General features: G+C 31.6%; 20 protein-coding genes and 3 tRNA genes. 4 read left to right on the top strand and 19 right to left on the bottom strand.

Annotated elements, in window-relative coordinates; translation table 11 throughout:
• Window positions 1-230: 230 nt before the first annotated feature.
• The 5 genes from lonB to JJD95_RS13790 form a co-directional block, all read right to left on the bottom strand.
• Entirely contained in the window at window positions 231-1,913 is a 1,683-nt protein-coding gene (gene lonB / locus JJD95_RS13810) for an ATP-dependent protease LonB (RefSeq protein WP_291643605.1), read from the bottom strand.
• A 207-nt stretch (window positions 1,914-2,120) separates the two neighbouring features.
• Window positions 2,121-3,413, bottom strand: a complete 1,293-nt coding sequence (gene clpX / locus JJD95_RS13805) for an ATP-dependent Clp protease ATP-binding subunit ClpX (protein ID WP_291643604.1) — start codon at window positions 3,411-3,413, stop codon at window positions 2,121-2,123.
• Window positions 3,414-3,432: 19 nt separating this feature from the next.
• A complete protein-coding gene (gene clpP / locus JJD95_RS13800) occupies window positions 3,433-4,017 on the bottom strand; it encodes an ATP-dependent Clp endopeptidase proteolytic subunit ClpP (protein ID WP_291643603.1) in 585 nt (194 codons plus the stop codon).
• A 153-nt stretch (window positions 4,018-4,170) separates the two neighbouring features.
• Window positions 4,171-5,463: a trigger factor gene (tig, locus tag JJD95_RS13795; RefSeq protein ID WP_291643602.1), complete on the bottom strand. Its 1,293-nt coding sequence runs from the start codon at window positions 5,461-5,463 to the stop codon at window positions 4,171-4,173.
• 204 nt (window positions 5,464-5,667) lie between these two features.
• Complete coding sequence (locus JJD95_RS13790) at window positions 5,668-6,501, bottom strand: hypothetical protein (protein WP_291643601.1); 834 nt, start codon at window positions 6,499-6,501, stop codon at window positions 5,668-5,670.
• 463 nt (window positions 6,502-6,964) lie between these two features.
• Between JJD95_RS13790 and pflB the strand changes: the two genes are divergently transcribed.
• Together pflB and pflA are read left to right on the top strand one after the other, a co-directional pair.
• The gene (gene pflB, locus JJD95_RS13785; protein ID WP_291643600.1) at window positions 6,965-9,193 is read left to right on the top strand and encodes a formate C-acetyltransferase; all 2,229 of its coding nucleotides are present in this window, start codon (window positions 6,965-6,967) and stop codon (window positions 9,191-9,193) included.
• Window positions 9,194-9,242: 49 nt separating this feature from the next.
• Window positions 9,243-9,992 (top strand): pyruvate formate-lyase-activating protein, encoded by a 750-nt coding sequence (gene pflA / locus JJD95_RS13780; protein WP_291643599.1) that lies wholly within the window; start codon window positions 9,243-9,245, stop codon window positions 9,990-9,992.
• 269 nt (window positions 9,993-10,261) lie between these two features.
• On the opposite strand, the gene pyrE is transcribed toward pflA, so the two are convergent.
• The 8 genes from pyrE to JJD95_RS13740 all read right to left on the bottom strand — a co-directional run bounded on the left by pyrE (window position 10,262) and on the right by JJD95_RS13740 (window position 17,383).
• Complete coding sequence (gene pyrE / locus JJD95_RS13775) at window positions 10,262-10,828, bottom strand: orotate phosphoribosyltransferase (RefSeq protein WP_291643607.1); 567 nt, start codon at window positions 10,826-10,828, stop codon at window positions 10,262-10,264.
• 8 nt (window positions 10,829-10,836) lie between these two features.
• Entirely contained in the window at window positions 10,837-11,733 is an 897-nt protein-coding gene (locus JJD95_RS13770; protein ID WP_291643598.1) for a dihydroorotate dehydrogenase, read from the bottom strand.
• Window positions 11,720-12,403: a dihydroorotate dehydrogenase electron transfer subunit gene (locus JJD95_RS13765; RefSeq protein ID WP_291643606.1), complete on the bottom strand. Its 684-nt coding sequence runs from the start codon at window positions 12,401-12,403 to the stop codon at window positions 11,720-11,722. The genes JJD95_RS13770 and JJD95_RS13765 overlap by 14 nt, the downstream gene beginning before the upstream one ends.
• Before the next feature lie 92 nt (window positions 12,404-12,495).
• Entirely contained in the window at window positions 12,496-13,371 is an 876-nt protein-coding gene (gene pyrF, locus JJD95_RS13760) for an orotidine-5'-phosphate decarboxylase (RefSeq protein ID WP_291643597.1), read from the bottom strand.
• A 37-nt stretch (window positions 13,372-13,408) separates the two neighbouring features.
• Entirely contained in the window at window positions 13,409-14,611 is a 1,203-nt protein-coding gene (locus JJD95_RS13755) for a dihydroorotase (protein WP_291643596.1), read from the bottom strand.
• Between the two features lie 30 nt (window positions 14,612-14,641).
• Entirely contained in the window at window positions 14,642-15,073 is a 432-nt protein-coding gene (locus tag JJD95_RS13750) for an aspartate carbamoyltransferase regulatory subunit (protein ID WP_291643595.1), read from the bottom strand.
• Window positions 15,073-15,999, bottom strand: coding sequence for an aspartate carbamoyltransferase (gene pyrB / locus JJD95_RS13745; RefSeq protein WP_291643594.1), 927 nt, complete (start codon window positions 15,997-15,999; stop codon window positions 15,073-15,075). Before pyrB ends, JJD95_RS13750 begins: the two co-directional genes overlap by 1 nt.
• Before the next feature lie 313 nt (window positions 16,000-16,312).
• Window positions 16,313-17,383 (bottom strand): hypothetical protein, encoded by a 1,071-nt coding sequence (locus tag JJD95_RS13740; protein ID WP_291643593.1) that lies wholly within the window; start codon window positions 17,381-17,383, stop codon window positions 16,313-16,315.
• A 159-nt stretch (window positions 17,384-17,542) separates the two neighbouring features.
• Between JJD95_RS13740 and JJD95_RS13735 the strand changes: the two genes are divergently transcribed.
• Window positions 17,543-18,217, top strand: a complete 675-nt coding sequence (locus JJD95_RS13735; RefSeq protein WP_291643592.1) for a YARHG domain-containing protein — start codon at window positions 17,543-17,545, stop codon at window positions 18,215-18,217.
• 351 nt (window positions 18,218-18,568) lie between these two features.
• On the opposite strand, the gene JJD95_RS13730 is transcribed toward JJD95_RS13735, so the two are convergent.
• The 3 genes from JJD95_RS13730 to JJD95_RS13720 form a co-directional block, all read right to left on the bottom strand.
• The gene (locus JJD95_RS13730; RefSeq protein ID WP_291643591.1) at window positions 18,569-19,363 is read right to left on the bottom strand and encodes a methyl-accepting chemotaxis protein; all 795 of its coding nucleotides are present in this window, start codon (window positions 19,361-19,363) and stop codon (window positions 18,569-18,571) included.
• A 670-nt stretch (window positions 19,364-20,033) separates the two neighbouring features.
• Complete coding sequence (locus JJD95_RS13725; protein WP_291643590.1) at window positions 20,034-20,684, bottom strand: hypothetical protein; 651 nt, start codon at window positions 20,682-20,684, stop codon at window positions 20,034-20,036.
• 276 nt (window positions 20,685-20,960) lie between these two features.
• Window positions 20,961-22,010 (bottom strand): AbrB family transcriptional regulator, encoded by a 1,050-nt coding sequence (locus JJD95_RS13720; RefSeq protein WP_291643589.1) that lies wholly within the window; start codon window positions 22,008-22,010, stop codon window positions 20,961-20,963.
• 159 nt (window positions 22,011-22,169) lie between these two features.
• On the opposite strand from JJD95_RS13720, the gene JJD95_RS13715 reads away from it, so the two are divergent.
• On the top strand, window positions 22,170-23,111 hold the full coding sequence (locus JJD95_RS13715) for a LysR family transcriptional regulator (protein ID WP_291643588.1): 942 nt from the start codon (window positions 22,170-22,172) through the stop codon (window positions 23,109-23,111).
• Between the two features lie 112 nt (window positions 23,112-23,223).
• Here the strand turns inward: JJD95_RS13715 and JJD95_RS13710 are convergent.
• The 3 genes from JJD95_RS13710 to JJD95_RS13700 form a co-directional block, all read right to left on the bottom strand.
• A tRNA-Arg gene (locus JJD95_RS13710) sits at window positions 23,224-23,300 on the bottom strand.
• Window positions 23,301-23,348: 48 nt separating this feature from the next.
• Window positions 23,349-23,422 (bottom strand) — tRNA-Gly (locus JJD95_RS13705).
• Between the two features lie 5 nt (window positions 23,423-23,427).
• Window positions 23,428-23,502 (bottom strand) — tRNA-Gly (locus JJD95_RS13700).
• Between the last annotated feature and the right edge of the window lie 59 nt (window positions 23,503-23,561).

The raw sequence follows: 23,561 nt of genomic DNA, 5'->3' as shown, positions 1-23,561 counted from the left end.
TTTCTTTTTTAAAAAAGTAAAGCACGCGGTAGGTCTGTTAAGCTTACCCAAAATCATACTTTTACAAAAGCAAAGCACCAACAATTAGTTGGTGCTAATGTTTCACATGATTTGGGACATTTTCAAAAATGCTTGACATACTTGTGCACACAAATCCACAATTTTCATATATAACTACCCATAAAAATCAACAAAGTAATCCACTATAATTAAATAGGGATTACTCCATTTTATAACTTTAATGATTCTGCAGCTAGAACATCCACCTCTTTCTCAAAAGTAATTAAACCTTTTTTAGGTGTATCTTGAAGCAGCGCTTCGTGAATTACCTCCGTAATATTACCCACTAGTATAATTTTTATATCTGAGATGGTTTTAAAGCTATCCTGCCAATTGTCTTTTGGAATAATAACTTTTGTGGCTCCGGCCTTTTTAGCAGCAGCAATCTTAGCACTGGCGCCTCCTATAGGCTTTACATTACCATGAATTGATATTTCTCCTGTCATAGCTACCATATTATCAACTGGTATACCTTTTATAGCACTGTATATTGCCGTGGCAATACTTACCCCTGCAGATGGGCCGTCCACAGGCGCTCCCCCTGGAAAGTTTACATGAATATCATAATCATCACACTCTACATTGAAATACTTTTCAAGGACTGTAACTACATTTTCAACTGAGGATCTTGCTGTACTTTTTCTTTTTAGTTTTTTATTTGAACTGGTTATTTCTTCTTCCTCAATAATCCCTGTAATTTTAAGCACACCTTTTCTAAGCTTTATTCTTTTAGCAGAAGCTTCAATCTCCATTACAGCTCCCATATTAGCACCGTAAACGGCTAACCCATTTACATATCCAATTTGCGGTTTATCAGCTATCTTAGATTCTATCCTTGGAGAGTACTGTCCATTTTCTATAACCCATTCAATATCTTCAATGCTTACTTCATCTCTTTCATCATTAATAGCTATTCCACTAGCTAACTGAATTAAATTAACTGTGTCCCTACCATTCCCAGAATATTTACCTACAAGTTTTAAAGCTTTTTCACAAATTTTAAGTCCAATTTTATCTATTGAATTTTTCGCGATTAACTCTAGCTCTTCTGGTGCTAATTGCCTAAAAAAGATTTCTACACACCTTGACCTTATTGCTGGCATTATTTCTTCGGGACTTCGAGTTGTTGCACCTATGAGCCTGAAATCAGCCGGAAGACCTTCATCAAACACCTCTTTTATATAAAGTGGTATGTTAGGATCTTCTCCGTTATAATAAGCACTATCTAAAAATACTTTTCTATCCTCTAACACTTTAAGTAGTTTATTCATTTCTATAGGATGCAATTCCCCAATTTCGTCCAAAAATAGAATACCACCATGTGCTTTTGTAACGGCTCCAGGTTTAGGTTGAGGCACCCCAGCTACTCCCAGGGGTCCAGCGCCTTGGTAAATCGGATCGTGAACAGATCCAATAAGAGGATCTGCTATCCCCCTCTCATCAAATCTAACGGTGGTTGCATCTATTTCTATAAACTTAGAGTCTTCCTTAAAAGGGGATCTTTCTCTTTTTTTAGCATCCTCTAGCACTAATCTAGCCGCTGCTGTTTTCCCTATCCCTGGTGGTCCATAAATTATGACATGTTGAGGATTAGGACCGCATATTGCAGCCTGTAATGCTTTAATCCCTTTTTCCTGACCTATAACATCTTCAAATCTTGTCGGTCTACTTTTTTCTGTAAGTGGTTCTGTAAGGCATATGCTCTTCATTTTCCTCAACTTTTCCATTTCTTTTTTGCTGTCTTTATTAAAAGTCCCCTTGCTACTTTGTTGAGCTTTTAATGCATTGAAAAAATACAAACCAATTATTATTGTAAAAACAAATTGTACTACCATAAGAAATTGCATAGTCATATTATTTGAAGTTTAATATTTAATATATTAAACTAACCCTCCCTTCAAATATTAGATTACAACGTCTTGTTAAATGTTGTATCATCTGATATTATGCTCAAGTTAAGTTTAATATATTCTTTATATTCCATATAATACTTATATATTAAAAAAAGATGGTATATATATATATTAAAAATATATATATACCATCTTTTATAAGCATTACTAAGCTGTTTCTATACCTTTTTTACTTTTAGTCCTTTTGGGAATCTTCAATTTCTCTCTTTTCCCATTTTCAGCTAAAACTAGTTGTGGACTTTTAGTTCTAATCGTTTCATCGGTAACTATTACCTTAACTACCTGTTCATTAGATGGAATATCAAACATTATTTCCTTCATTGTATCTTCAATAATAGATCTAAGTCCTCTAGCTCCAGTTTTTCTTTTAATAGCTTCTTTGGCTATAGCTTTTAAGGCTTCTTCTTCAAATTCTAATTCTACGTTATCCATTTCAAATAATTTCTTATATTGTTTAATAAGCGCATTTTTAGGTTCACTAAGAATTTTAACTAATGCCTCTTCATCTAAAGCTTCTAATGTAACTACTATAGGAAGTCTTCCTACAAATTCTGGTATTAACCCAAATTTAAGTAAATCTCCTGGCATTATAGACTCCAATAATTCTCCTACATTTAACTGTTCTTTGGATCTTATTTCAGCTCCAAAACCAACTGACGTAGTTCTAGTTCTTTTTTCTATGATTTTATCAAGTCCGTCAAAGGCACCTCCACAGATAAATAAAATATTAGCTGTGTTTATTTGTATAAACTCTTGGTGAGGATGCTTTCTTCCACCTTGTGGTGGAACTGATGCTGTAGTTCCTTCTAATATTTTCAGTAATGCCTGTTGAACTCCTTCTCCAGATACATCCCTTGTTATAGAAGGATTTTCAGATTTTCTAGCAACCTTATCTATTTCATCTATATAGATAATGCCCTTTTCTGCCTTTTCTACATCATAATCAGCATTTTGTATAAGTTTAAGTAAAATATTTTCTACATCTTCCCCTACATATCCTGCTTCAGTAAGGGTAGTTGCATCTGCTATAGCAAAAGGCACATTCAAATATTTTGCCAAGGTTTGAGCTAGTAGTGTTTTACCACAACCTGTAGGCCCAAGTAATAAAATATTACTTTTTTGAAGTTCAACATCACCTTCGTTAATATTTGAATTTATTCTTTTATAATGATTATATACTGCCACAGCCAAAGATTTTTTAGCTTGGTTTTGACCAACTACATACTCATCTATATATTTTTTTATTTCTGCTGGTTTTGGTATTGCCCCTAAATCCAGTTCTACATCTCCCTGGAATTCATCTACGATTATTTCAGAACATAACTCTATACATTCGTCACAAATATATACTCCCGGTCCTGCAATTAATCTTCTAACTTGATCTTGGTTTTTACCACAAAAGGAACATTTTAGTTGTTTTTTTTCGTCAAACTTTGTCATATTTTCACCTCAATTAATGTTATTTCTTTTTAGTTATAACTTCATCTATTAATCCATACTCCATAGCCTCTTGTGAGCTCATAAAGTAATCTCTTTCAACATCGTGTTGAATTTTCTCAATTGTTTGGCCAGTTCTTTCACTAAGTATCCTATTTAGCGATTCTTTAGTTTTAAGAATTCTTTTTGCATGTATATCAATATCCGTTGCTTGACCTTGGAATCCTCCGAGTGGTTGATGTATGAGAATTTCACTGTTTGGTAATGCAAATCTTTTCCCTTTTTCTCCAGCGGCCAACAAGAAAGCTCCCATTGATGCTGCCATACCAGTACATATAGTTGAAACTTGTGGTTTTATATACTGCATTGTGTCAAAAATAGCCATTCCTGATGTTATTGATCCACCTGGGCTATTTATATATAAATAAATATCTTTGTCAGGGTCTTCAGACTCTAAATACAGTAATTGAGCAACAATCAAGCTAGCAGTTACATCATTTACCTCTTCTCCTAGAAAAATTATTCTTTCTTTTAATAATCTTGAATAAATATCATAGGATCTCTCTCCCCTATTAGTTTGTTCAACGACCATTGGCACTAAACTCATATAATTCCCTCCTCTACTATTATAATAGAACTACTTAAAACGGCGATCTATTATTTAATTCTAGCCTATATAATTATTTTTTAAACATATTATTTTATCCTATATTTAAAATTAATTGCCAGAAATCTATCTGGCAATTAATTCTAGTATATATTATGCAATAACTTTAGCGCTTTCCACTAACATTCTTATTACTTTTTCATTTACAACATCAATTTTTAGATATTGTTTTTGTGCATTCATAATTAAATCTGCTGTTTTCTCTAAATCTTTTTCTCCATATTGAGCTGCAACTTGTTTAGCTTTTTCTAACATTTCTTCATCAGTAGCGTCAACTTTTTCTGTTTTAGCTATTTCTGTAATTACTAAGTCAGTTTTAACTCTTTTCTCTGCTGCTTCTTTCATGAATTCTCTAACTTTTTCTTCAGTATTATTAGTGTACTGATAATATGATTCAAGATCTAAACCCTGATATTTAAGTTTTGTTTCTAAATCCTTGAGCATTACATCAGTTTCTCTTTTTATCATAACTTCCGGTATATCCATTTCAACGTTTGAACAAACTTCATCCATCACAGCTTCTTCAAATTCTTTCTTTTCTCTATCATCACTTGTTTTCTTAAGTGATGCTTTAATGTCGTTTCTTAATTCCTCTAAACAGTCAAATTCTGAAACATCTTTAGCAAATTCATCATCAATAGCTGGTAATTCTTTTTCCTTCATACTCTTAATTGTTACATTAAATGTAGCAAGTTTTCCATTCAACTCTTCTCTTCCATATTTTTCCGGAAAATTAACTTTAACTTCTTTATTTTCTCCAACTTTTAATCCAATTAATTGTTCTTCAAAGGTATCAATAAATGATCCTGAACCAATTTCAAGTTCAAAATCTTTTCCTTCTCCACCTTCAAAAGCAACATCATCAATAAATCCCTTAAAATCTATAATAGCTACATTACCCATTGCAACAGTACCATCAAGTTTTTCTTCTATTCTAGCATTTTTTTCTTGCATGCCTTTTAGTTCATTTTCAACTTCTTCATCTGTTACATTATATTCAATTTTTTTAGCTTCTACGCCTTTATATTCTCCAAGCTTAACTTCTGGAATTACCACTACAGATGCTGTATATATAAAGTCCTTTCCTTCTCCTATTTCAATAATATCTATTTTAGGATAATCTAGTGGACTTATATCATACTCTTTTAGAGCTTCTGGATATGTATCATCACAACAGAAGTTTATAGCATCTTCAAAGAAAACACCTTCACCATACATTTTCTTTATTATAGACATCGGTGCTTTGCCTTTTCTAAATCCAGGTATATTTATTGTTTTTGTATTTTTCACACAGGATTTTTTAAGGGATTCACTAAATCTTTTTGCTTCTACCGTTATTTCTAATTTAATAATATTTTTTTCTAATTTCTCCATTTTAACGTTCATTAATTTTCTCCTCCTAATTACCACAAATGCTTGTTAACTTAACCATTTTATATTATAACATAACTTTCAAGGTATTTACAAATTTTATAGTACCTATTTGCTTATATGGTCTAATAGTACTGATTATAACTAACTTCTTTATATTTTACAACACAATCTACAATATAATTTAAGTTCTTTTTTAGCTAACACAATTTCTTTTACCTAATTTAGTATTTCACCTTTGGATGTAACATACACAACATTGCCATCTATTATCGTTTCTAGCCCCTTGGACGTTATATTTTTAAAAGTAATGCTTTTACCTTTTACTGGTTTCACCTGCGAATGAATATTTCTTTTTAAATTTACCTTCCATATGTATTGCGTCGCCTCTTTATTCATCCAGGGTAATTCACTAACGTACACAATATTATCTTCATCGATAAATTTAGGCGTAATTGACCAAACATAATTTGGTTCTTCTTTGATTTTGTCTTCTTTATAAAATACTTTACCTTTGCTAGAGGTGTGTGATTCCTTGGTAATATCTTTACTGCTTTTGTTAACATCAAAATATAGAATATCCTGATTTAGCTTACTTTGTATAACTACTGATTTTTTACTTGGGCTTATATCATAAGATATATCTTTAGAATCTGATATACCTTCTATACTTTTTTCTGCTGCCACTACATTGTATTTAATACTTATTTCTTGGCCATCAGACAACGTTATAGCGAAGATTTCATTCTCTATAGCAATCGTTTTATCAACCTCAGACTCTTGCTTAGAAGGTTGTTCTTTAAGTATTTCTTCTTTTTTCTGTACATCCGCAGCTTTATTTCCCTCATCATTTGTATCTTGTTTTGATTTATTTACGAAGATATTGTTTATACTCTCCTTCATACTTATTGCTTTATTTAACACCGAGTTGAAATCTGTAATTAAAAATATGGATAAGCCTATTATGGGCACTATAATCATTAAAAATATTTTCTTTCTTCGTTTTTTTATTTGTTTTTCATAATCCTTACTAAATATGCTAGGCTTTCTCACAGAATCCACCTCCACTAAAATACATACAATATACATTATACATTATTATATAAGTAAATAATAATGTTTTTCTTTAATATTGCATATTTAAAGATTCTTTTACAATCTATTCACATTAAAAAACCGTTCGTATTATTATATTTTACATGTGTTTCATTTTTAAAATAATCCGTTATATAACTTAGTTAATATTTTAACATTATCAAACCGTTAAATATCAACGTTTAAACATTTATCAAAATATTTTTAATATTACAACTTTTATAATTCTCTTGCACTGTTTCATTATTAATATTATAATATATTATATTAGCAGATTGTGTTTTAAGTTGTGATAACATCATCTAAACACTTTATTAATCTGTTATAAATTTTAGGTTTAAGTATTAGCAAATCCTAAAATATATTGCAAAATATTTAATTTTTAAAAATTTTAGCAGGCATTATATAAGGAGGAAAACAAATGTTTAAACAATGGAACGGTTTCAAAGGCGATCAGTGGAAAGACGGAATTGATGTCAGTGACTTTATTCAAAAAAATTATACACTATATGAAGGTGACGATAATTTTTTAGTAGGAAAAACAGCTAAGACTAATAGTGTTTGGGATAAAGCTAATTCACTTATTATAGAGGAAATAAAAAAAGGTATCATAGATGTAGAAACTAATGAAGTAGCAGGAATAGATAATTTTGCTCCTGGATATATAGATAAAGAAAATGAAGTAATCTTCGGACTTCAAACAGATGCTCCCTTAAAAAGAATAGTAAATCCATTTGGTGGCTTTAGAATGGTAGAGCAATCATTAGAAGCTTATGCCTACAAATTAAACAAAGATATCGAAGAATATTTTCCTAAATACAGAAAAACTCACAACGAAGGAGTTTTTGATGCATACTCTCCTGCTACAAAGGTTGCAAGAACTGTAGGATTCTTAACCGGACTTCCAGATGCATATGGTAGAGGAAGAATAATAGGAGACTATAGAAGAATAGCTCTTTATGGTATAGATTATTTAACTTCCCAAAAGAAAAAAGATTTGAATGAATTAACAGGACATGCCTCTGATGATTTAATAAGACATAGAGAAGAGGTAAGTATGCAAATAAGAGCACTTGCTTCAATAAAAAGCATGGCTTCAAAATATGGAGTTGATATTTCAAAACCAGCTACTACAGCAGTAGAAGCGGTACAAGCAGTTTATATTGGCTATCTTGCGGGAATAAAAGAAAACAACGGAGCCGCGATGTCTCTTGGAAGAACTACTACTTTTTTAGATATTTATTTTGAAAGAGATTTAGCAGAAGGTATATTAACTGAAGATGGAGCACAAGAGATTATTGATCAATTTGTAATTAAACTTAGAATGGCAAGACACCTTAGAACCCCTGAATATGATGATTTATTTGGTGGTGATCCAAATTGGGTAACAGAATCAATTGGCGGTGTAGCACTTAATGGAAAAGCAATGGTAACAAAGAATTCATTTAGATTCCTTCATACATTAACAAATCTGGGATCAGCACCAGAACCAAACATGACTGTACTTTGGTCAGAAAAATTACCAGAAAATTTTAAAAAGTACTGTGCTAAAATGTCCATTGAAACAGATGCATTGCAATATGAAAATGATGATATAATGAGACCAATTTATGGAGAAGACTATGGAATAGCTTGTTGTGTATCTGCTATGGAAATTGGTAAGCGGATGCAATTCTTTGGTGCTAGAGCAAACCTAGCTAAATCATTACTACTATCGCTTAACGGCGGAATCGACGAATTAAAAGGTAAACTTGTAATACCTGGCATTCCAACAAATACTGATAAAATTCTTGATTACAAAACAGTTAGAAAAATGTACTCAAAAGTACTCTCCTATGTTGCAGAAATGTATGTAAATACTATGAATACTATACACTATATGCATGATAAATATGCTTATGAAGCTGGTCAAATATCCCTTCATGATACGGACCTTAAATACTTCATGGCATTCGGAGTAGCTGGACTTTCAGTTGCAGCTGATTCCTTAAGTGCTATAAAATTTGCTAAGGTAAAACCAATAAGAAATGAAAAGGGCATAACGGTAGACTTTAAAATAGAAGGAGATTTCCCTAAATACGGAAATGATGATGACAGAGCTGATGATTTAGCTGTTAATCTTATTAAAGAATTTAGCGATGAGCTTAAGAAACATCCTGCTTATAAAGGAGCAGAACATACTTTATCAGCACTTACTATTACGTCTAACGTAGTTTATGGTAAGAAGACAGGATCAACTCCTGATGGAAGAAAACAAGGAATACCCCTTGCCCCCGGAGCAAATCCAACACAATGCAGTGATGAAAATGGTGCATTAGCCTCATTAAATTCAGTTGCTAAGATTCCTTATAGAAATTATTGCCAAGATGGAGTTTCAAATACTTTTTCAATAGTACCAGCTGCACTTGGCACCGATGAAGATACAAGAATAAACAATCTAGTTTTCCTTTTAGACGGCTATTTTGCACAAAGTGCACACCATTTAAATGTAAATGTATTAAATAGAGAAGTTCTAATTGATGCTATGGAAAATCCAGATAAATATCCAACATTAACAGTAAGAGTGTCAGGATATGCTGTTCATTTCAACAGATTATCAAAGGAACAACAACTTGAAATTATCACTAGAACTTTCCATGATAAATTGTAATAAAAAGACACTTTAAGTATTTTTATATCTAAGCTGAGGAGGAGTATATATGATAAAAGGTAATATTCATTCTATCGAGACAATGGGATTAGTTGACGGTCCTGGAATAAGAGTAGTGGTTTTCTTTAATGGTTGTAAATTAAGATGTGCCTATTGTCATAACCCAGATACTTGGAATCTTGGTGGTGGTATAGAAATGACAGCTACGGAAATTGTTCAAAAGATTATTAGATTCAAACCATATTTTGATCGTTCTTCCGGTGGAGTTACTTTCTCCGGTGGCGACCCATTAATGCAACCAGAATTTTTACTTGAGTGTTTAAAATTATGTAAACTTAACGGCATTCATACTTGCCTAGATACATCTGGTTTTGGAAATGGTAACTATGATGAGATATTAAAATACACTGATTTAGTACTTTTAGATATAAAACATACCACGAGTCGTGGTTATGTTAGTTTAACCGGTAAAGATGCGTCCGGTATTAATTCATTTTTAGGTGCTTTAAGAAAATCAAAATCTAGGGTTTGGGTAAGACACGTGGTGGTGCCAGGAATTACAGATTCCGTGGAGCATATAACTAAAATGTCTGAAATTATAAGTGAAGAAGTTCCAAATGTTGATAAAGTAGAACTTCTTCCATATCATGTTCTAGGAGCACATAAATATGAAGCTTTAGGTATACCTTATAAATTAAAAGGTGTAGAACCCATGGATAAAGATAAAACTAAAGAACTTCAAACATTAATGAATAATTTACTAAAAACAAAAGAAAAATCAAACTCACAAATAGCATAGTTGCAGAAAAGGGGATGTCTCTATAAATGATTTTCAATCATTTTGAGACATCCCCTCTTTAATTTATTTTTAAAGACTGCTAAAAAAGGTATGTATTGCGTAGAATGCATTGGAACAAGCTTTAGTAATTCACAATTTATTTTATTTTCAGTTGCGTATAGAAAAATGCATGTTTGAGTGTAACGAGTTTGCATTTTTTAGCAACTAAAAATAAAATAAATTTTAGGATTTCTTAGCACCGTGACAGCATTTGAGCAATATATACCTTTTTATATATTTCTGCTACCAGGTTTTATGTAGGCCGTTCCCTCTTTACAAAGAGGACAGTCTGCTGGATCATAACTTTCAATTTCAAGCTTTATAGAACTATAGATAGGATAATCAATCTTGCTACTTCCTCTATCAACAATACAACATATCCCAACTACCTCTGCTCCCATTTCTTTTAAAACCTCTATGGTTTCTAAAGAAGATTTACCAGTAGTTACTACATCCTCTGTAATTAAAACCTTCTGCCCTTTTGTAATTTCAAAACCCCTTCGCAGTTCAAAGGTGCCATTTACTCTTTCAGTAAATATAGCAGGCTTTAAAGTTTGTCTACCTACTTCATAAGCTACTATTATTCCACCCATAGCAGGTCCAACTACCACATCAAAATCTATATCTTTAAGCTTTTCAACAACTACACTTAGCACCTTTTCAGCCTTATCTGGATACTGAAGTAATTTTGCACATTGACAATATCTGTTACTGTGTCTTCCTGAGGATAGCAGAAAATGCCCCTCTAGTAGTGCGCCCGACTCTTTTAATATATCTAAAACATTAATATTAATAATACCGCCTCCTAAATAATCCCTCTGATCTCACTTAGATCTTTAATGCCTTCACTCAACATATATTCTTCGATTCCTTCTATTATATCTATACATATATCTGGTTTTATAAAATTAGCCGTTCCAACTTGAACTGCAGTAGCTCCCACCATTATAAACTCTATAGCATCAGAAGCGTTGCAAATACCCCCCATACCAACAACTGGTATATTGACAGCCGTGCTTACCTCATGAACCATTCGAAGGGCCATAGGTTTTATAGCGGGGCCTGATAAACCTGCATATATATTATTAAAAACTGCTTTTCTTTGATGTATATCTACTGCCATGCCTTTGAAAGTATTTACAAGGGACAATGCATCAGCTCCTGCTTCACAGCATTTATAAGCCATATCTACTATATCCTGCGCATTAGGTGAAAGTTTAACCATAAGAGGTTTTTTGCATATGCACTTCACCTGTCGCACTACATCATAGGCTACCTTTGAATTGATTCCAAAAGCCATACCCCCACATTTTACATTAGGGCAAGATATATTTAATTCAATTATATCTACTGCCTCATTGTTTAATCTTTCTATAGCCGCAATATATTCCTCTATATTTCCGCCTCCAACATTTGCTATTATAGCTGTGTTAAATTCCTGCATCATGGTCAGTTCAGAATTTATAAATTTTTCAATACCTGGATTTTGAAGTCCTACACTGTTTAGCATTCCACCTCGGGTCTCATAAACACGTATTCCATCATTCCCATCCTTTTCATTAATTGTAAGACCTTTAGAGGATATACCCCCTAGTCTTGAAATATCGTAATACTGTCCATATTCTGCTCCAAACCCAAAGGTTCCAGATGCAGCTATAACAGAATTTTTTAGATTAACACCACATAATTTAACATTCATCATTAAAAATCAAATCCTTCCCTAAAAAAACCGGACCATCCTTGCAGGTTCTTTTATTTCCCGCCACGGTTTTACAAGTACATACAAGACATGCACCTATTCCGCAGGCCATATGGCTTTCCATTGATACATATACAGGAACATTTGCATCATTACATTTATGTACAACTTTTTTCATCATAATTTCTGGTCCACAGCATATAACTGTATTATATTTTTGTGGATCAATTAAATCTGTCACGTATCCTTTGTGACCAATTTTACCACTTTCTGTGGATAAGCACACTTTGTTTACATTTTTTTCCACAGTATCCACAGAATAATCCACAGTTCTAAAACCTGCATATAAATCTATTTCACAATCTGTAAGTTTTTTTATTAGATAAATAAGTGGTGCTATGCCAATTCCGCCTGATACTACAGCAATTTTTCCCTTTATTTTTTCTACGTCAAATCCATTTCCAAGAGGTCCCATTATCTGTATTTCGTCATTTTCCGATAATTTACTAAGAAGTTTTGTACCCTTACCTACTATTTGATATAAAAAGCTTATTTTGTCCTCGCACACATCATACACACTTATAGGCCTTGGTAATAATGGTTCTAGGTTTCCTACCTTTAACATAAAAAATTGACCTGGCTTTACATTAAACTTGCCCTTTATAGAAAGCATATACACGCCTTCGCTTATTTCAACATTTTCATATATTTTCTCTACTGAACATATCAACTAAACCCCTCCAGTACTTCATGTAGAATTACAAATTATTTCACATTTCTAGTGCTTGCTGCTCTTATTTCATCTCTCATTTTTATTGCCTCTTCCCTAGCACACTCTTCAAAATGAGTTTCGCCCTGTTCCCTTTTCTTGTAGGCAAGCAAAATACTTCTAGAAGCATTTACAACCCCACCGTTTCCATTATTTAAATATATGGCCACATCCTTTGCTGCACCACCCTGTGCTCCATAACCAGGTATCAAGAAAAACATATTTTCTAAATCTTTCCTCATCTTTAACCCTTCATCTATATGAGTGCAGCCAACGACTCCACCTATTGAACTATATCCACATTGTCCTCTATATTCGCTTCCAATATTCAATATTTTTTCCCCTACTATATCATAAACCTTTTTATTTTCTTTGTTCTCTATATATTCAATATCTTCTGCCCCTTTATTAGAGGTTCTTACTAATGAAAATAGTCCTTTTTCCTTGTTTTTCACATAAGGAAGATATGGTTCTATGCTGTCCATGCCCATATATGGATTTACAGTTATAAAATCACTTTCGAAATCTCCTTCGAAATGAGCTTTAGCATACATTTCTGCTGTTTTTGCAATATCTCCTCTTTTAATATCCGCAATTACTATTCCACCCTTACTCTTTATATAATTCAAAGTATCTTTGTATACTTTTAAACCTTTGAGTCCAAGAGCTTCATAATATGCTATTTGCACCTTATAACAAGCTGCTACATCAAAAGTAGCATCAATTATTTGCTGATTAAATCTATAGAGCGCATGATCCTCATATGAAAACTTATTTTTAAATTCTAGTGGTAAATATTCTAGCGCGGTGTCAATTCCTATACAAACATTACCCTTATTTTCTACACTTTCGAATAATCTATCAATAATCAAAGGTTACTCCTCCTCCACTTTTTTTTATACAAACCAATTATTCACTTTTGAATTCAGGATCTTTATAAATTACGTTTCCCGCCTTAATAGTGCACATTACTGTACCTATTACAGTTTTTCCCTCAAAGGGAGAATTAATTCCTTTAGATAAAAACTTTGAAATATCAATATTAAATTTATTTTTAATATCTAAGAGTACTAAGTCTCCATCTAGTCCTACTTTAATCTCACCTTTATTTAATCCCATAATTTTAGATGGATTTTTAGACATAATTTCAGAAAGTTTGTTTAGAGTAATATGTCCTTCTCCTACTAGTTTAGTAAAGCATATAGGGAATGCTGTTTCAAGGCCCGATATACCCGGTGCCCCTTTTATTTTATCGGATGTACTATGTGGTGCGTGGTCTGTAGATATAACATCCACAAAGCCGTGCTTTATAGCGTTAATTAAGAAATTTACATCATCAGTCTCTCTTATAGGTGGATTTACTCTATATCGAGTTTCAGAAGTATCTGTTAGGTGATGAGGCGTAACTTCACAGGTAACTTTTGCTCCCTGCTCTTTCGCTTCTATAATGTATTTCATAGCTTCTTTTGTACTAACATGAGCTAAGTGAAGTTTACACCCTGTGAATTTCGAAAGAGTTATGTCTCTCCATGTCATCATGTTTTCAGCAAGCCTAGTATCAAACTCTACTAATTCTTCATTTTCGGCATGAGATATTACTGTTAAATTCATTTCATTTGCTTTAAGCATTGCCAAGAGCATTATTTTACTATTAGAAACTCCCTTACCATCATCAGATATAAATTTAACTTTAGAGGTTAACTTATCTAGATGGTCTATAGATTGTCCTTTTAAATCCTCTGTAATAGATGCACACTGATGAATATCCACCAAATTTATTTTTGCAGCTTTTTTAAGCACTTTATCTATAGTTTCCATGGTCGTGCATACTGGGTTTGTATTTGCCATAAGATTTACTGCAGTAAATCCACCCCGTGCTGCAGCTTTACTTCCAGATAATAAATCTTCTTTATAGGTATATCCTGGTTCTCTAAAATGACTGTGAAGATCTATGAAAGAAGGTGCTAAAACATACCCTTTCCCATCTATTACATCACAGTCTTTATCTACTTCTTTTCCTATTTCATATATTATTCCTTCATTTATATAAACATCAGAAATAAAATCCTGTGATGAATCAACTATTCTTGCATTCTTTATTAATAATTCCATAGTCCTACCATCCTCTCACGTCGCCGATATTTACTTAGTAGTTTGGTTATTAATTTCATCACAGTACATACATCTGTACTCACCCTTTTTTCTATCTGAAAGGTAAAAACTATTCAAAATTTCTTGTTCTATAGAAGAGATACATCTAGGATTGTTGCATTTTATAACATTGTCAATTTTATCCGGCAAATTTAATTTAACTTTAGTTGCAATTTCTTCTCCAGATATTATATTTATTGTTATGTTAGGATCTATAAAACCTAACACTGTAAAATCTATGTCAATCTCATTTTCTATCTTTATTATATCTTTTTTGCCAAGTTTCTTGCTAGGTGCATTCATAATAAGTGCCACTGTAAAGTTAGCATTATCAAGACCTAAATAGTTGAATATTTTAAGTCCAACACCCGCTTTAATATGATCTATCACTATTCCTCTTTTTATACTATTTATTGATACCATTACTTATCCACCCCCAAAAGTTTAACAATCAGCGCCATTCTTACATACATACCATATTTTGCTTGTTTAAAATAACAGGCCCTTGGGTCATTATCAAGCTCTACAGATATTTCATTAACTCTGGGAAGTGGGTGAAGTATTATCATATCACTCTTAGCATTTTTCATTTTCTCTTTATCTAGTATATAAATATCTTTAAGTCTTATATAATCTTCCTCATTAAAAAATCTTTCCTTTTGAACTCTTGTCATATATAGTATATCCAAATCACCAATCACATCTTCTAGTTTTTGCGTTTCCATAAACTCTATGTTATTTTTTTCAAGTACTTCTGTTTTAATGTAACTTGGAATCATTAACTCCTTTGGTGAAATCAGTACAAATTTGATGTTTTCATATCTTGACATGGCTTTTATTAATGAGTGAACTGTTCTGCCAAACATTAAATCCCCACAAATTCCTATGGTTAAGTTTGATAATGTTCCTTTTATTTTTCTTATGGTTAAAAGATCTGTTAGTGTTTGAGTTGGATGTTGATGTCCGCCATCACCTGCATTTATTACTGGCATTTGGGAATGCATAGATGCAACTTTAGGCGCTCCTTCTTTTGGATGCCTCATTGCTGCAATATCTGCATAACATTCTACTGTTCTTATAGTATCTGCTACGCTTTCTCCTTTTGCTGCTGAACTTGATTTTGCTTCAGAAAAACCTAATACCTGACCTCCAAGTCTTAACATTGCAGCTTCAAAGCTTAATCTCGTTCGTGTGCTTGGTTCATAAAATAATGTTGCCAAAATTTTTCCATCGCACTTATGAGAAAAGTTTGCAGGATCTTTTATTATCTCTTCTGCATAATCAAAAATCTCCTCCAACTCTAGCAGTGTAAAATCCATTGGTTCAATTAAGTGTCTTCCTTTTAACATATTAAATCCTCTCCTTTTCAGCCTCTCGGGACTACATTTAAAGGTACTATAGTAATTTTAATACTTCACTTCTAAATAAATAAAAAACGCCATCTCTATTATGAGAAGGCGTAGCAATACCAGTTTAATCTTCGCTTCCTTCTCAGCCTCTCGGACCAAATTAAAGGTAATTTTTTATTTATTCTTTGATTCATATTACTATATATTCTAGTTCATGTCAACCAAATTTTATAAACGAATCAGCAAATTTGTACTTCAATGTACATAAAAAAAATTACCTAAAATATAATTTAAGGTAATTTTTTTTATTTTATTAATTGAAATTAAAATAATTTTGAGTTAGTTGTTGTATAAACTCCATAATATCTAATGTATTCTCCTCGGTGGTTACTGGAGGAGTTATAGAAGTTATTTTATTAATTTCACTTAATTTACTATCAATTTCAACTTTTATATTACTACCTTCGCTAGTAACATCAAATTTAACATTTGTTTTAGTTATTAGGTTATCTTCTATTGTAAATGTTGATACTATATCTAATACTTCGGCAGCATCAATAGCTTTATTACTTTCTTCAATAAGTGTTGTTGCATCTTCCAGATTTTCTGATTTTACTTCAGTTGCTTCCTCAGCTTCCTTAATAACCTCTTTCAAATTACTAAAATATTTTTCATCACTTAAGTAATTAGAAATAATAGCTTTTATGTCATCTTTTGAAAACTTAATTGTATATACACCGTTCTTTGAAGTAGATTTATCTCCAAGCTTTTCAAATGTTTGTACTTTTTTCTCATTCTCATCTAAATAAGAATTAATTGTATTCAAAATATCTTTTGAAACCTGAGTATTCTTATTATCCTCAGCGTTCATTGCTTTTGTTATTGAATCCTGAAACTTTTGATAATCCTCAGCAGAGCTATTACTCTTCATATAACTCTCTAAATCCTTTGAAGCTAAACTTAAGTATGATGTATTTGCTAGTTGATCACCCATCATACTTTTTAGCAACTCAGGCAACCCTATAATCATATCAAAATCTAATTTGGAATTAGAACTATCGATGTACATCGGTGCTTCAAAAGAAACTCCCGCCGATGATGCTTTTACATTACTACTAATCTTTGTCCTATCTTTATCCTCTAACATCTTGCCGTTAAAATTCAAAGATACTTTACCTGCACTTAGCATACTCGATACATCACCTGGTTCTGAGATGCTATTCATATCCCCCGTTACTTCTGCAGACAATGTAACATCATAAGCACACGACTTAATAGTTTCACTGTTCGCAACACCAGTTTTTAACTCTACTTGCCGACTACACCCAGTAATTGAAGCAAGTAAAGTTAATGACAAGAAAAATGTTAAAATTGATTTTTTCATTTATTAATTCCCCCTATAATATAGATCACTTTATTATCTCACTTTTTTTACGCATTAGCAAATTCATAAATTATGACTTATTTATTCTAAAAACTTTAAAACTTATGTATACTTTAGTATAATATATATTATAAAGCTTAAAGAAGGAGACATTAATTTATGAATTGTTCTAAATGTGATTTTCAAATAGATGGCAGTACAAAATTTTGTCCAAACTGTGGTAATGAAATCATACAAGATAATGTACTATACCAAGAAAATATTTCAACCATTTACGAGAATGGCACTCCAGAGAATGATATTCTAGAGAATGATACTCTAGAGCAACATGCTCCTAAAAAAAATAAATTTTTACGTTCAATTTTAATTACGTTTTTACTTATACTAGTATTAGTTGCTGTGGCATATACCAGCTATTATTTTGCATTTGAAAAATATAACATTATTACTCCTAAAAAATCAGCCAATTCCCCTTTAAAAGCCATCGATGCTCCAATTAAAGAAACCAGCTCTGATAAAGATACGAGTGTTCCTGCATCTACAGCGCAAACTGATAAACCTAAAATAACGGATGATGAGTATATATTTGCTAAAAGCGGAAGTGAAAAACTTTTAGAATCTGATGTAGCCCCAGTAAGTAAAGCTAACTTAAACTTAGCTAAGAATGAGATTTATGCTAGACATGGGTATGTATTTAAATCTGAATCATTTAAAAATTATTTTAATAGTAAATCCTGGTATAAGCCAGACCCAGACTTTAAAGCTTCTAATAATAAATTAAATGCTATAGAATCATATAACATAAATTTGATTTTAAAATATCAAAATAAATAAACAATTAAGACCATGTAGACTATTATTCCATAGGATGATATCTCTGCGGATGTATATAACGCAATGACATCAGATGAATCATATAGAAAGACGTGTTTGAATTTATGATAAAACTTGCCCTATTGGGTGGAGAAGTGGTAATAAGTAAGTATATATTAACCTCATTAATATACAAATAGGATTTATAATAATAAACCATATCCTTCTTATTCAAGTAATAAATACCCATAACCCCAACAATTGCAACATATATCTTGAACGTTTAAAATTATAGAGGGAGCCAGTTTTACATTCCATTAAGAAAGATTTCCTAATATAATTGTAGTCAAATCATTTCTAAACTATCCTATATTATTGAGTAGTTTCTTCTACTAATTTATTCATAGCAATACTAGCTTTTTTAAATGCTGTAATTTGAATGTCTGATTGTTTATCAATATTATTAATTTCCATATTCATATTTACTATTTCTTGAGATAATTTTGTCAATATAACGTTTATTTCCTTAGCAAATTCCCCACTATTAATTGCTAATTTTTGTATTTCCATAGCAACCACAGAGAATCCTTTACCATGTTCTCCTGCTCTAGCTGATTCGATAGAAGCGTTTAAGCCCAAAATTTTTGTTTGTTTGGATACATCATTAATATATTTAATAATCTTATCACTTTCAGCAATATGTAGCTTCGATGAATCTATTGAGTTCATTAAACTAGCACTAACATCATGAATATTATTTACGGAGGAAGAAATGTCATCTAATTCATTTGCAATTGTTTTTGAAGTATCTTTAATAACGCTTATGTCTTTGTTTATTTTTTCAACTCTCTGTGCATCTTTATTTACTAACATACTAAGCAAAAGAGCTGATTTAGAATCAATTATAGTACATTCACTTTCAAACTTTTCTTTTAGAATATTTTTTAAGTTCTCATTACCAGTAACTTCAATAATAATATCCGTTTTATTTACATTAATATCTTCTAAATTTTGCGAATATGCAATTTTACATTTTTTGGCCAATTCTATACCTGGAGCATTTAAATTTCTGTCAACGATCAATTCCATTTTTATATTTTCTAAATTCATTAACGAGCTTAACATTTCACATCCACCTGTACCAGCACCAACAATGACAATATTCAAATTTAACCCTCTTTTCCCTGCAAATTATTGCAAATATTGTAATGATAATTTTATATAATTTTAGTAAATCTTGTGATATTATATCATATAAATACTATATTCTCAATATTAATTTAAAAATGTGCTAAACCAGACACCCATTGTTTGCTTTTGTACATTTTTTTGTTACATAATTGACAATATTAATCGAATTTTGTTAATTCATTGGATAGTTAATGAAAAATATGTATGAATTATTTTTGACCTTAAGCGTGTCGGCAGGAGTTTTAGAAGCTTTAAGGTAAAGGCTGCTACAAAATTAAATGATCTATATAATTATATGGGGGCAAAACTATTTTTATGGCAAGGTTAAAGCCTTACAAACATAGTGTTTGTAAGGCTTTTATGGTGCGCCCAGAGGGAGTCGAACCCACGACCTTCAGATTCGGAAGAAGCAGTTTTTATTAAGTTTATACTACTGCTAACCCATTATAAATAGCCATTTTACTTTTTAACTAAGTTTAAGGGTAAATATGCTCTATGCTATCTTTAACAGAGCTCTCCCATAATTTATTCCACCAAATCTTAGGGAATCTATATCCATTTTTTCCACAAAGATACCTTTCATAATTATGCAAGAAATATATCGCTTCTTTCTCCCAACCATTATAGCAATCAGGATGAAAGTATCCTATTTGAGGATTTTACTATACGCGTCCTTAATTGAATCTTTGTCTAACTCAACTCCTAAATCAATTATTTCATAATCTGATTCAAAAACATTATTGAGTTCTTTTAAATTAGCTTTTATAAATGCTCGAGAAAATCTAAAACACTCTAACTCTTCATCCATTTTTGTAATATTGGTATTTGACATTTCAATGTTCCTATGTGTGAATTCGTGGATTAATGTATTTGTCATTTTCATTTTTTGAACTATCAAATTTTCTTTTTTTGAAAAAGAAAATTCATATAGAAAAATAGTTTTTGCCAAATTATCATATTGTCCATAAGTATTGAAGTTTTTAATATTTTTAAAATAGTCTTTATAAATCTTTAGTGAGTGGAAATTACTCATTAAAACGGTTATCCATTCGCAGAAATAAACTTGATATTTAGGTTTGAAAATAATGACCATGACATTTAGGTACGTCTCTGGAATCTCTCTTTTTAATAGAAAGAGAATTTTATTTAGCTCACCTTTGGATAAAATTGTTCCAAAATTCCATATTTCAAGTTTATTCTGTTTCGTAAATCTAAAATATACATTAACAAAAGCGGAAAAACAGAACAACAGAACTAGTAATAATAGAGTATTTAATGCCATTTTTAATAAATCCATTACAAATATCACATGAAGAAAAAGTTATAAAAAGAACTATGTATGGTCGTAATAGCTTTGATATGTTGTATAAAAAATTAGAATTACATTAATTGCAAATTATAAGTATACTTCTTAGTTCGTATTATGAATATGTTTGACGATTTAACTTGAAGAAGCTCTGATGCATTTAATTTAATCACTGAGTCTTGTTATCCACAATTTTAAAACACTCACACAAGGAATTCAACCTAATTTCACAAAACTATTTTTATTATATTTAGTAAATTTAGTTATTTATGATATAATAATTTTAATTATAATAGGGAAAAGCGCAATTATAAAAACATATCTTACAAGCTGAAATATAGCAACCTTTGGTCCATCTCCTCCCAAATCCTTAGCAATAATAGCCATATCTGATACTCCCCCAGGTGCACTTGCGAGAAGTGAAGTGACTAGCTCTAGTCCACTTACTTTAGTTATTAAAATGCCGATACAAATGTTCACTGCGATAATACCTATCAAAAGTATAATAGCTGGAAGTAATACACTTTTAAGTGCTATTATATCTGAATACATCATTCTTTCCCCTATAAGTATTCCAGCAAATACTTGGGTTGCACGCCTCATGTTTATTGGCATGTATCCTTTATTAAAAAATACATTCAATGCCCCAACTGAGAGCATTGCGAAAGTCATTGCTCCTGCTGGTATTTTTGAAATATATCCTATAAATCCCGCTACTAAAGCAACACATATTGTTATCATTAAATTATTTCTTTTTTCTTTCTTACAAATATCATTTTCGTAAGATTCACTAATAGAATCGGTCTCATCACATTTTTTAGGTGTATCATATCTTTTAGATATAAATTTAATCATTGTTGGGAATATAAGCATTACACTGAATAATCTTACTAACTGTAATATTGCTACTTTAGAAGAATCCGCGCCTAAATCCTGGCTAATAAGTGCCATATCCATAAGTCCACCTGGAGCACTAGCAAAAAGACATGTTACTAGGCTAATTCCCGTCGCCTTATACATTATATATCCCATTAGTAAATCCAACGTTATCATAAGTGTCAACATTAATACTGCAGGTTTCATCATTTTTCTAAGATCCAAAACATCCTTTTTTTTAATTCCTGATCCAATAAATGCCCCCGCTGCAATCTGAGTAATTACTCTTGCATCCTGAGGTAGAAATGCATTCCCTGTTATTATACTATACACTGCTACGAAAAGCATAGATCCTATCATAGCTCCAGCAGGCACCTTTAATTTCAATGCTATTATACCACCACTAAATCCAATTAATAAAGTTATGATTAATTCTATCATATTTACAACCATCCTATACTTTCTTATTTCCATATGTTTACCATTGATTTACATTCCATTATATTATATCATTTAACTTGTACCATACCAAATACTATAATGTTAATAAAACATATAGTCATTAGCCTATATTCTATATAAATAAGTTAGGAGTGAACTATGGAATTTCGTCAACTTCAATACATGTTAAAAGTAGCAGAAGAAAAAAGTTTTTCGAAAGCTGCTCAAAAATTATATATAGCGCAACCCTCCTTAAGTCAATATATTCAAAAATTAGAACAACAATTAGGGGTTAAATTATTTGATAGATCTACTAATCCACTGAGACTTACATATGCAGGAGAACTATACGCTGAAACAGCTAAAAAGATTTTAAATTTAAACGTACAACTTTCAAATCAGATGGAGGATATATCAAATTTCAAAAAAGGCCGTCTCACCATAGGACTTTCCCCTTTTAGAAGTGCTTATATAATCCCAAAAATTCTTCCACTGTTCCATGAAAAATTTCCTGGTATTGACGTAGTTTTAGTAGAAGGTAATTCAGTTAAATTAGAAGATCTAGCTGTTAAAGGAATTACAGATATTTCAATAATGACTTTGCCCATAAAAGAGAATTTGTTTTCATATGAACCTATATTTAGAGAAAATATCCTTTTAGCAATTCCTCCAAAGCATCCTGTTTGTAAAAAGTCACTAACTAACCACCACGCTCAGCAGCATGCTGCTGCTGACCATAAACATCCTGAAATATCTCTTCATGAACTGCGTGATGAATCTTTTATTTTATTAAAGCAGCATCAAAAATTGCACCAAATTGCTATTTCTCTTTGCAACCAAGCTAGATTCACCCCTAAAATCATACTTGAAAGTGAAAGTATTGAGGCTACTCATGCTTTAGTCTCCTCAGGCATGGGTATTGCTTTTATTCCTGATAGCATAACCTTATTTCCACAAACCCCTATTACACCTGTTTACTTTCTAATAAAAGATTTAGAAACTACTAGAACTTTAATAGTTGCCTACATAAAGAAAAGATACCTTTCTAGAGCGGCTAAAGAATTTATTACTATAATGAAAGATGTATTATCCACATTTTAAAATATTATGTAATCTAAAAAAGTGATTTATTTAATTAGGTGTGTTAAAAGTGTGTTAAAATAAAAAAATAACAAGTTTTACATTTCTGTAAAGCTTGTTATATCAACATTTATGGTGCGCCCAGAGGGAGTCGAACCCACGACCTTCAGATTCGAAGTCTGCAACTCTATCCAGCTGAGCTATGGGCGCAAAATAATTTATAAAAAGTCTTTAGTATAAATACTAAAGACTTTTTATTGGAGCGGGTAGAGGGAATCGAACCCTCGTAATTAGCTTGGAAGGCTAACACTCTACCATTGAGTTATACCCGCATATTTGGAGCGGGAGACGAGATTCGAACTCGCGACGTTCACCTTGGCAAGGTGACGCTCTACCACTGAGCCACCCCCGCATATTTCCTTCTTTATGATGAATAGTAATGGTGCAGGTGAAGGGACTTGAACCCTTACA

This window comes from Clostridium sp., from assembly GCF_016650035.1.
In the GTDB taxonomy this organism is placed as follows: Bacteria; Bacillota; Clostridia; order Clostridiales; family Clostridiaceae; genus Clostridium_AD.
Note: the sequence above shows the minus strand (reverse complement) of the source record. Positions and strands in the feature narration are given on the sequence as shown.

What these genes read in the sequence shown, in the direction of transcription:
- lonB (WP_291643605.1), bottom strand. Translation starts at nt 1,913, where the DNA reads ATGACTATGCAATTTCTTATGGTAGTACAATTTGTTTTTACAATAATA.
- clpX (WP_291643604.1), bottom strand. Translation starts at nt 3,413, where the DNA reads ATGACAAAGTTTGACGAAAAAAAACAACTAAAATGTTCCTTTTGTGGT.
- clpP (WP_291643603.1), bottom strand. Translation starts at nt 4,017, where the DNA reads ATGAGTTTAGTGCCAATGGTCGTTGAACAAACTAATAGGGGAGAGAGA.
- tig (WP_291643602.1), bottom strand. Translation starts at nt 5,463, where the DNA reads ATGAACGTTAAAATGGAGAAATTAGAAAAAAATATTATTAAATTAGAA.
- pflB (WP_291643600.1), top strand. Translation starts at nt 6,965, where the DNA reads ATGTTTAAACAATGGAACGGTTTCAAAGGCGATCAGTGGAAAGACGGA.
- pflA (WP_291643599.1), top strand. Translation starts at nt 9,243, where the DNA reads ATGATAAAAGGTAATATTCATTCTATCGAGACAATGGGATTAGTTGAC.
- JJD95_RS13770 (WP_291643598.1), bottom strand. Translation starts at nt 11,733, where the DNA reads ATGATGAATGTTAAATTATGTGGTGTTAATCTAAAAAATTCTGTTATA.
- JJD95_RS13765 (WP_291643606.1), bottom strand. Translation starts at nt 12,403, where the DNA reads ATGCTTTCTATAAAGGGCAAGTTTAATGTAAAGCCAGGTCAATTTTTT.
- JJD95_RS13755 (WP_291643596.1), bottom strand. Translation starts at nt 14,611, where the DNA reads ATGGAATTATTAATAAAGAATGCAAGAATAGTTGATTCATCACAGGAT.
- JJD95_RS13750 (WP_291643595.1), bottom strand. Translation starts at nt 15,073, where the DNA reads ATGGTATCAATAAATAGTATAAAAAGAGGAATAGTGATAGATCATATT.
- pyrB (WP_291643594.1), bottom strand. Translation starts at nt 15,999, where the DNA reads ATGTTAAAAGGAAGACACTTAATTGAACCAATGGATTTTACACTGCTA.
- JJD95_RS13740 (WP_291643593.1), bottom strand. Translation starts at nt 17,383, where the DNA reads ATGAAAAAATCAATTTTAACATTTTTCTTGTCATTAACTTTACTTGCT.
- JJD95_RS13735 (WP_291643592.1), top strand. Translation starts at nt 17,543, where the DNA reads ATGAATTGTTCTAAATGTGATTTTCAAATAGATGGCAGTACAAAATTT.
- JJD95_RS13725 (WP_291643590.1), bottom strand. Translation starts at nt 20,684, where the DNA reads ATGGATTTATTAAAAATGGCATTAAATACTCTATTATTACTAGTTCTG.
- JJD95_RS13720 (WP_291643589.1), bottom strand. Translation starts at nt 22,010, where the DNA reads ATGATAGAATTAATCATAACTTTATTAATTGGATTTAGTGGTGGTATA.
- JJD95_RS13715 (WP_291643588.1), top strand. Translation starts at nt 22,170, where the DNA reads ATGGAATTTCGTCAACTTCAATACATGTTAAAAGTAGCAGAAGAAAAA.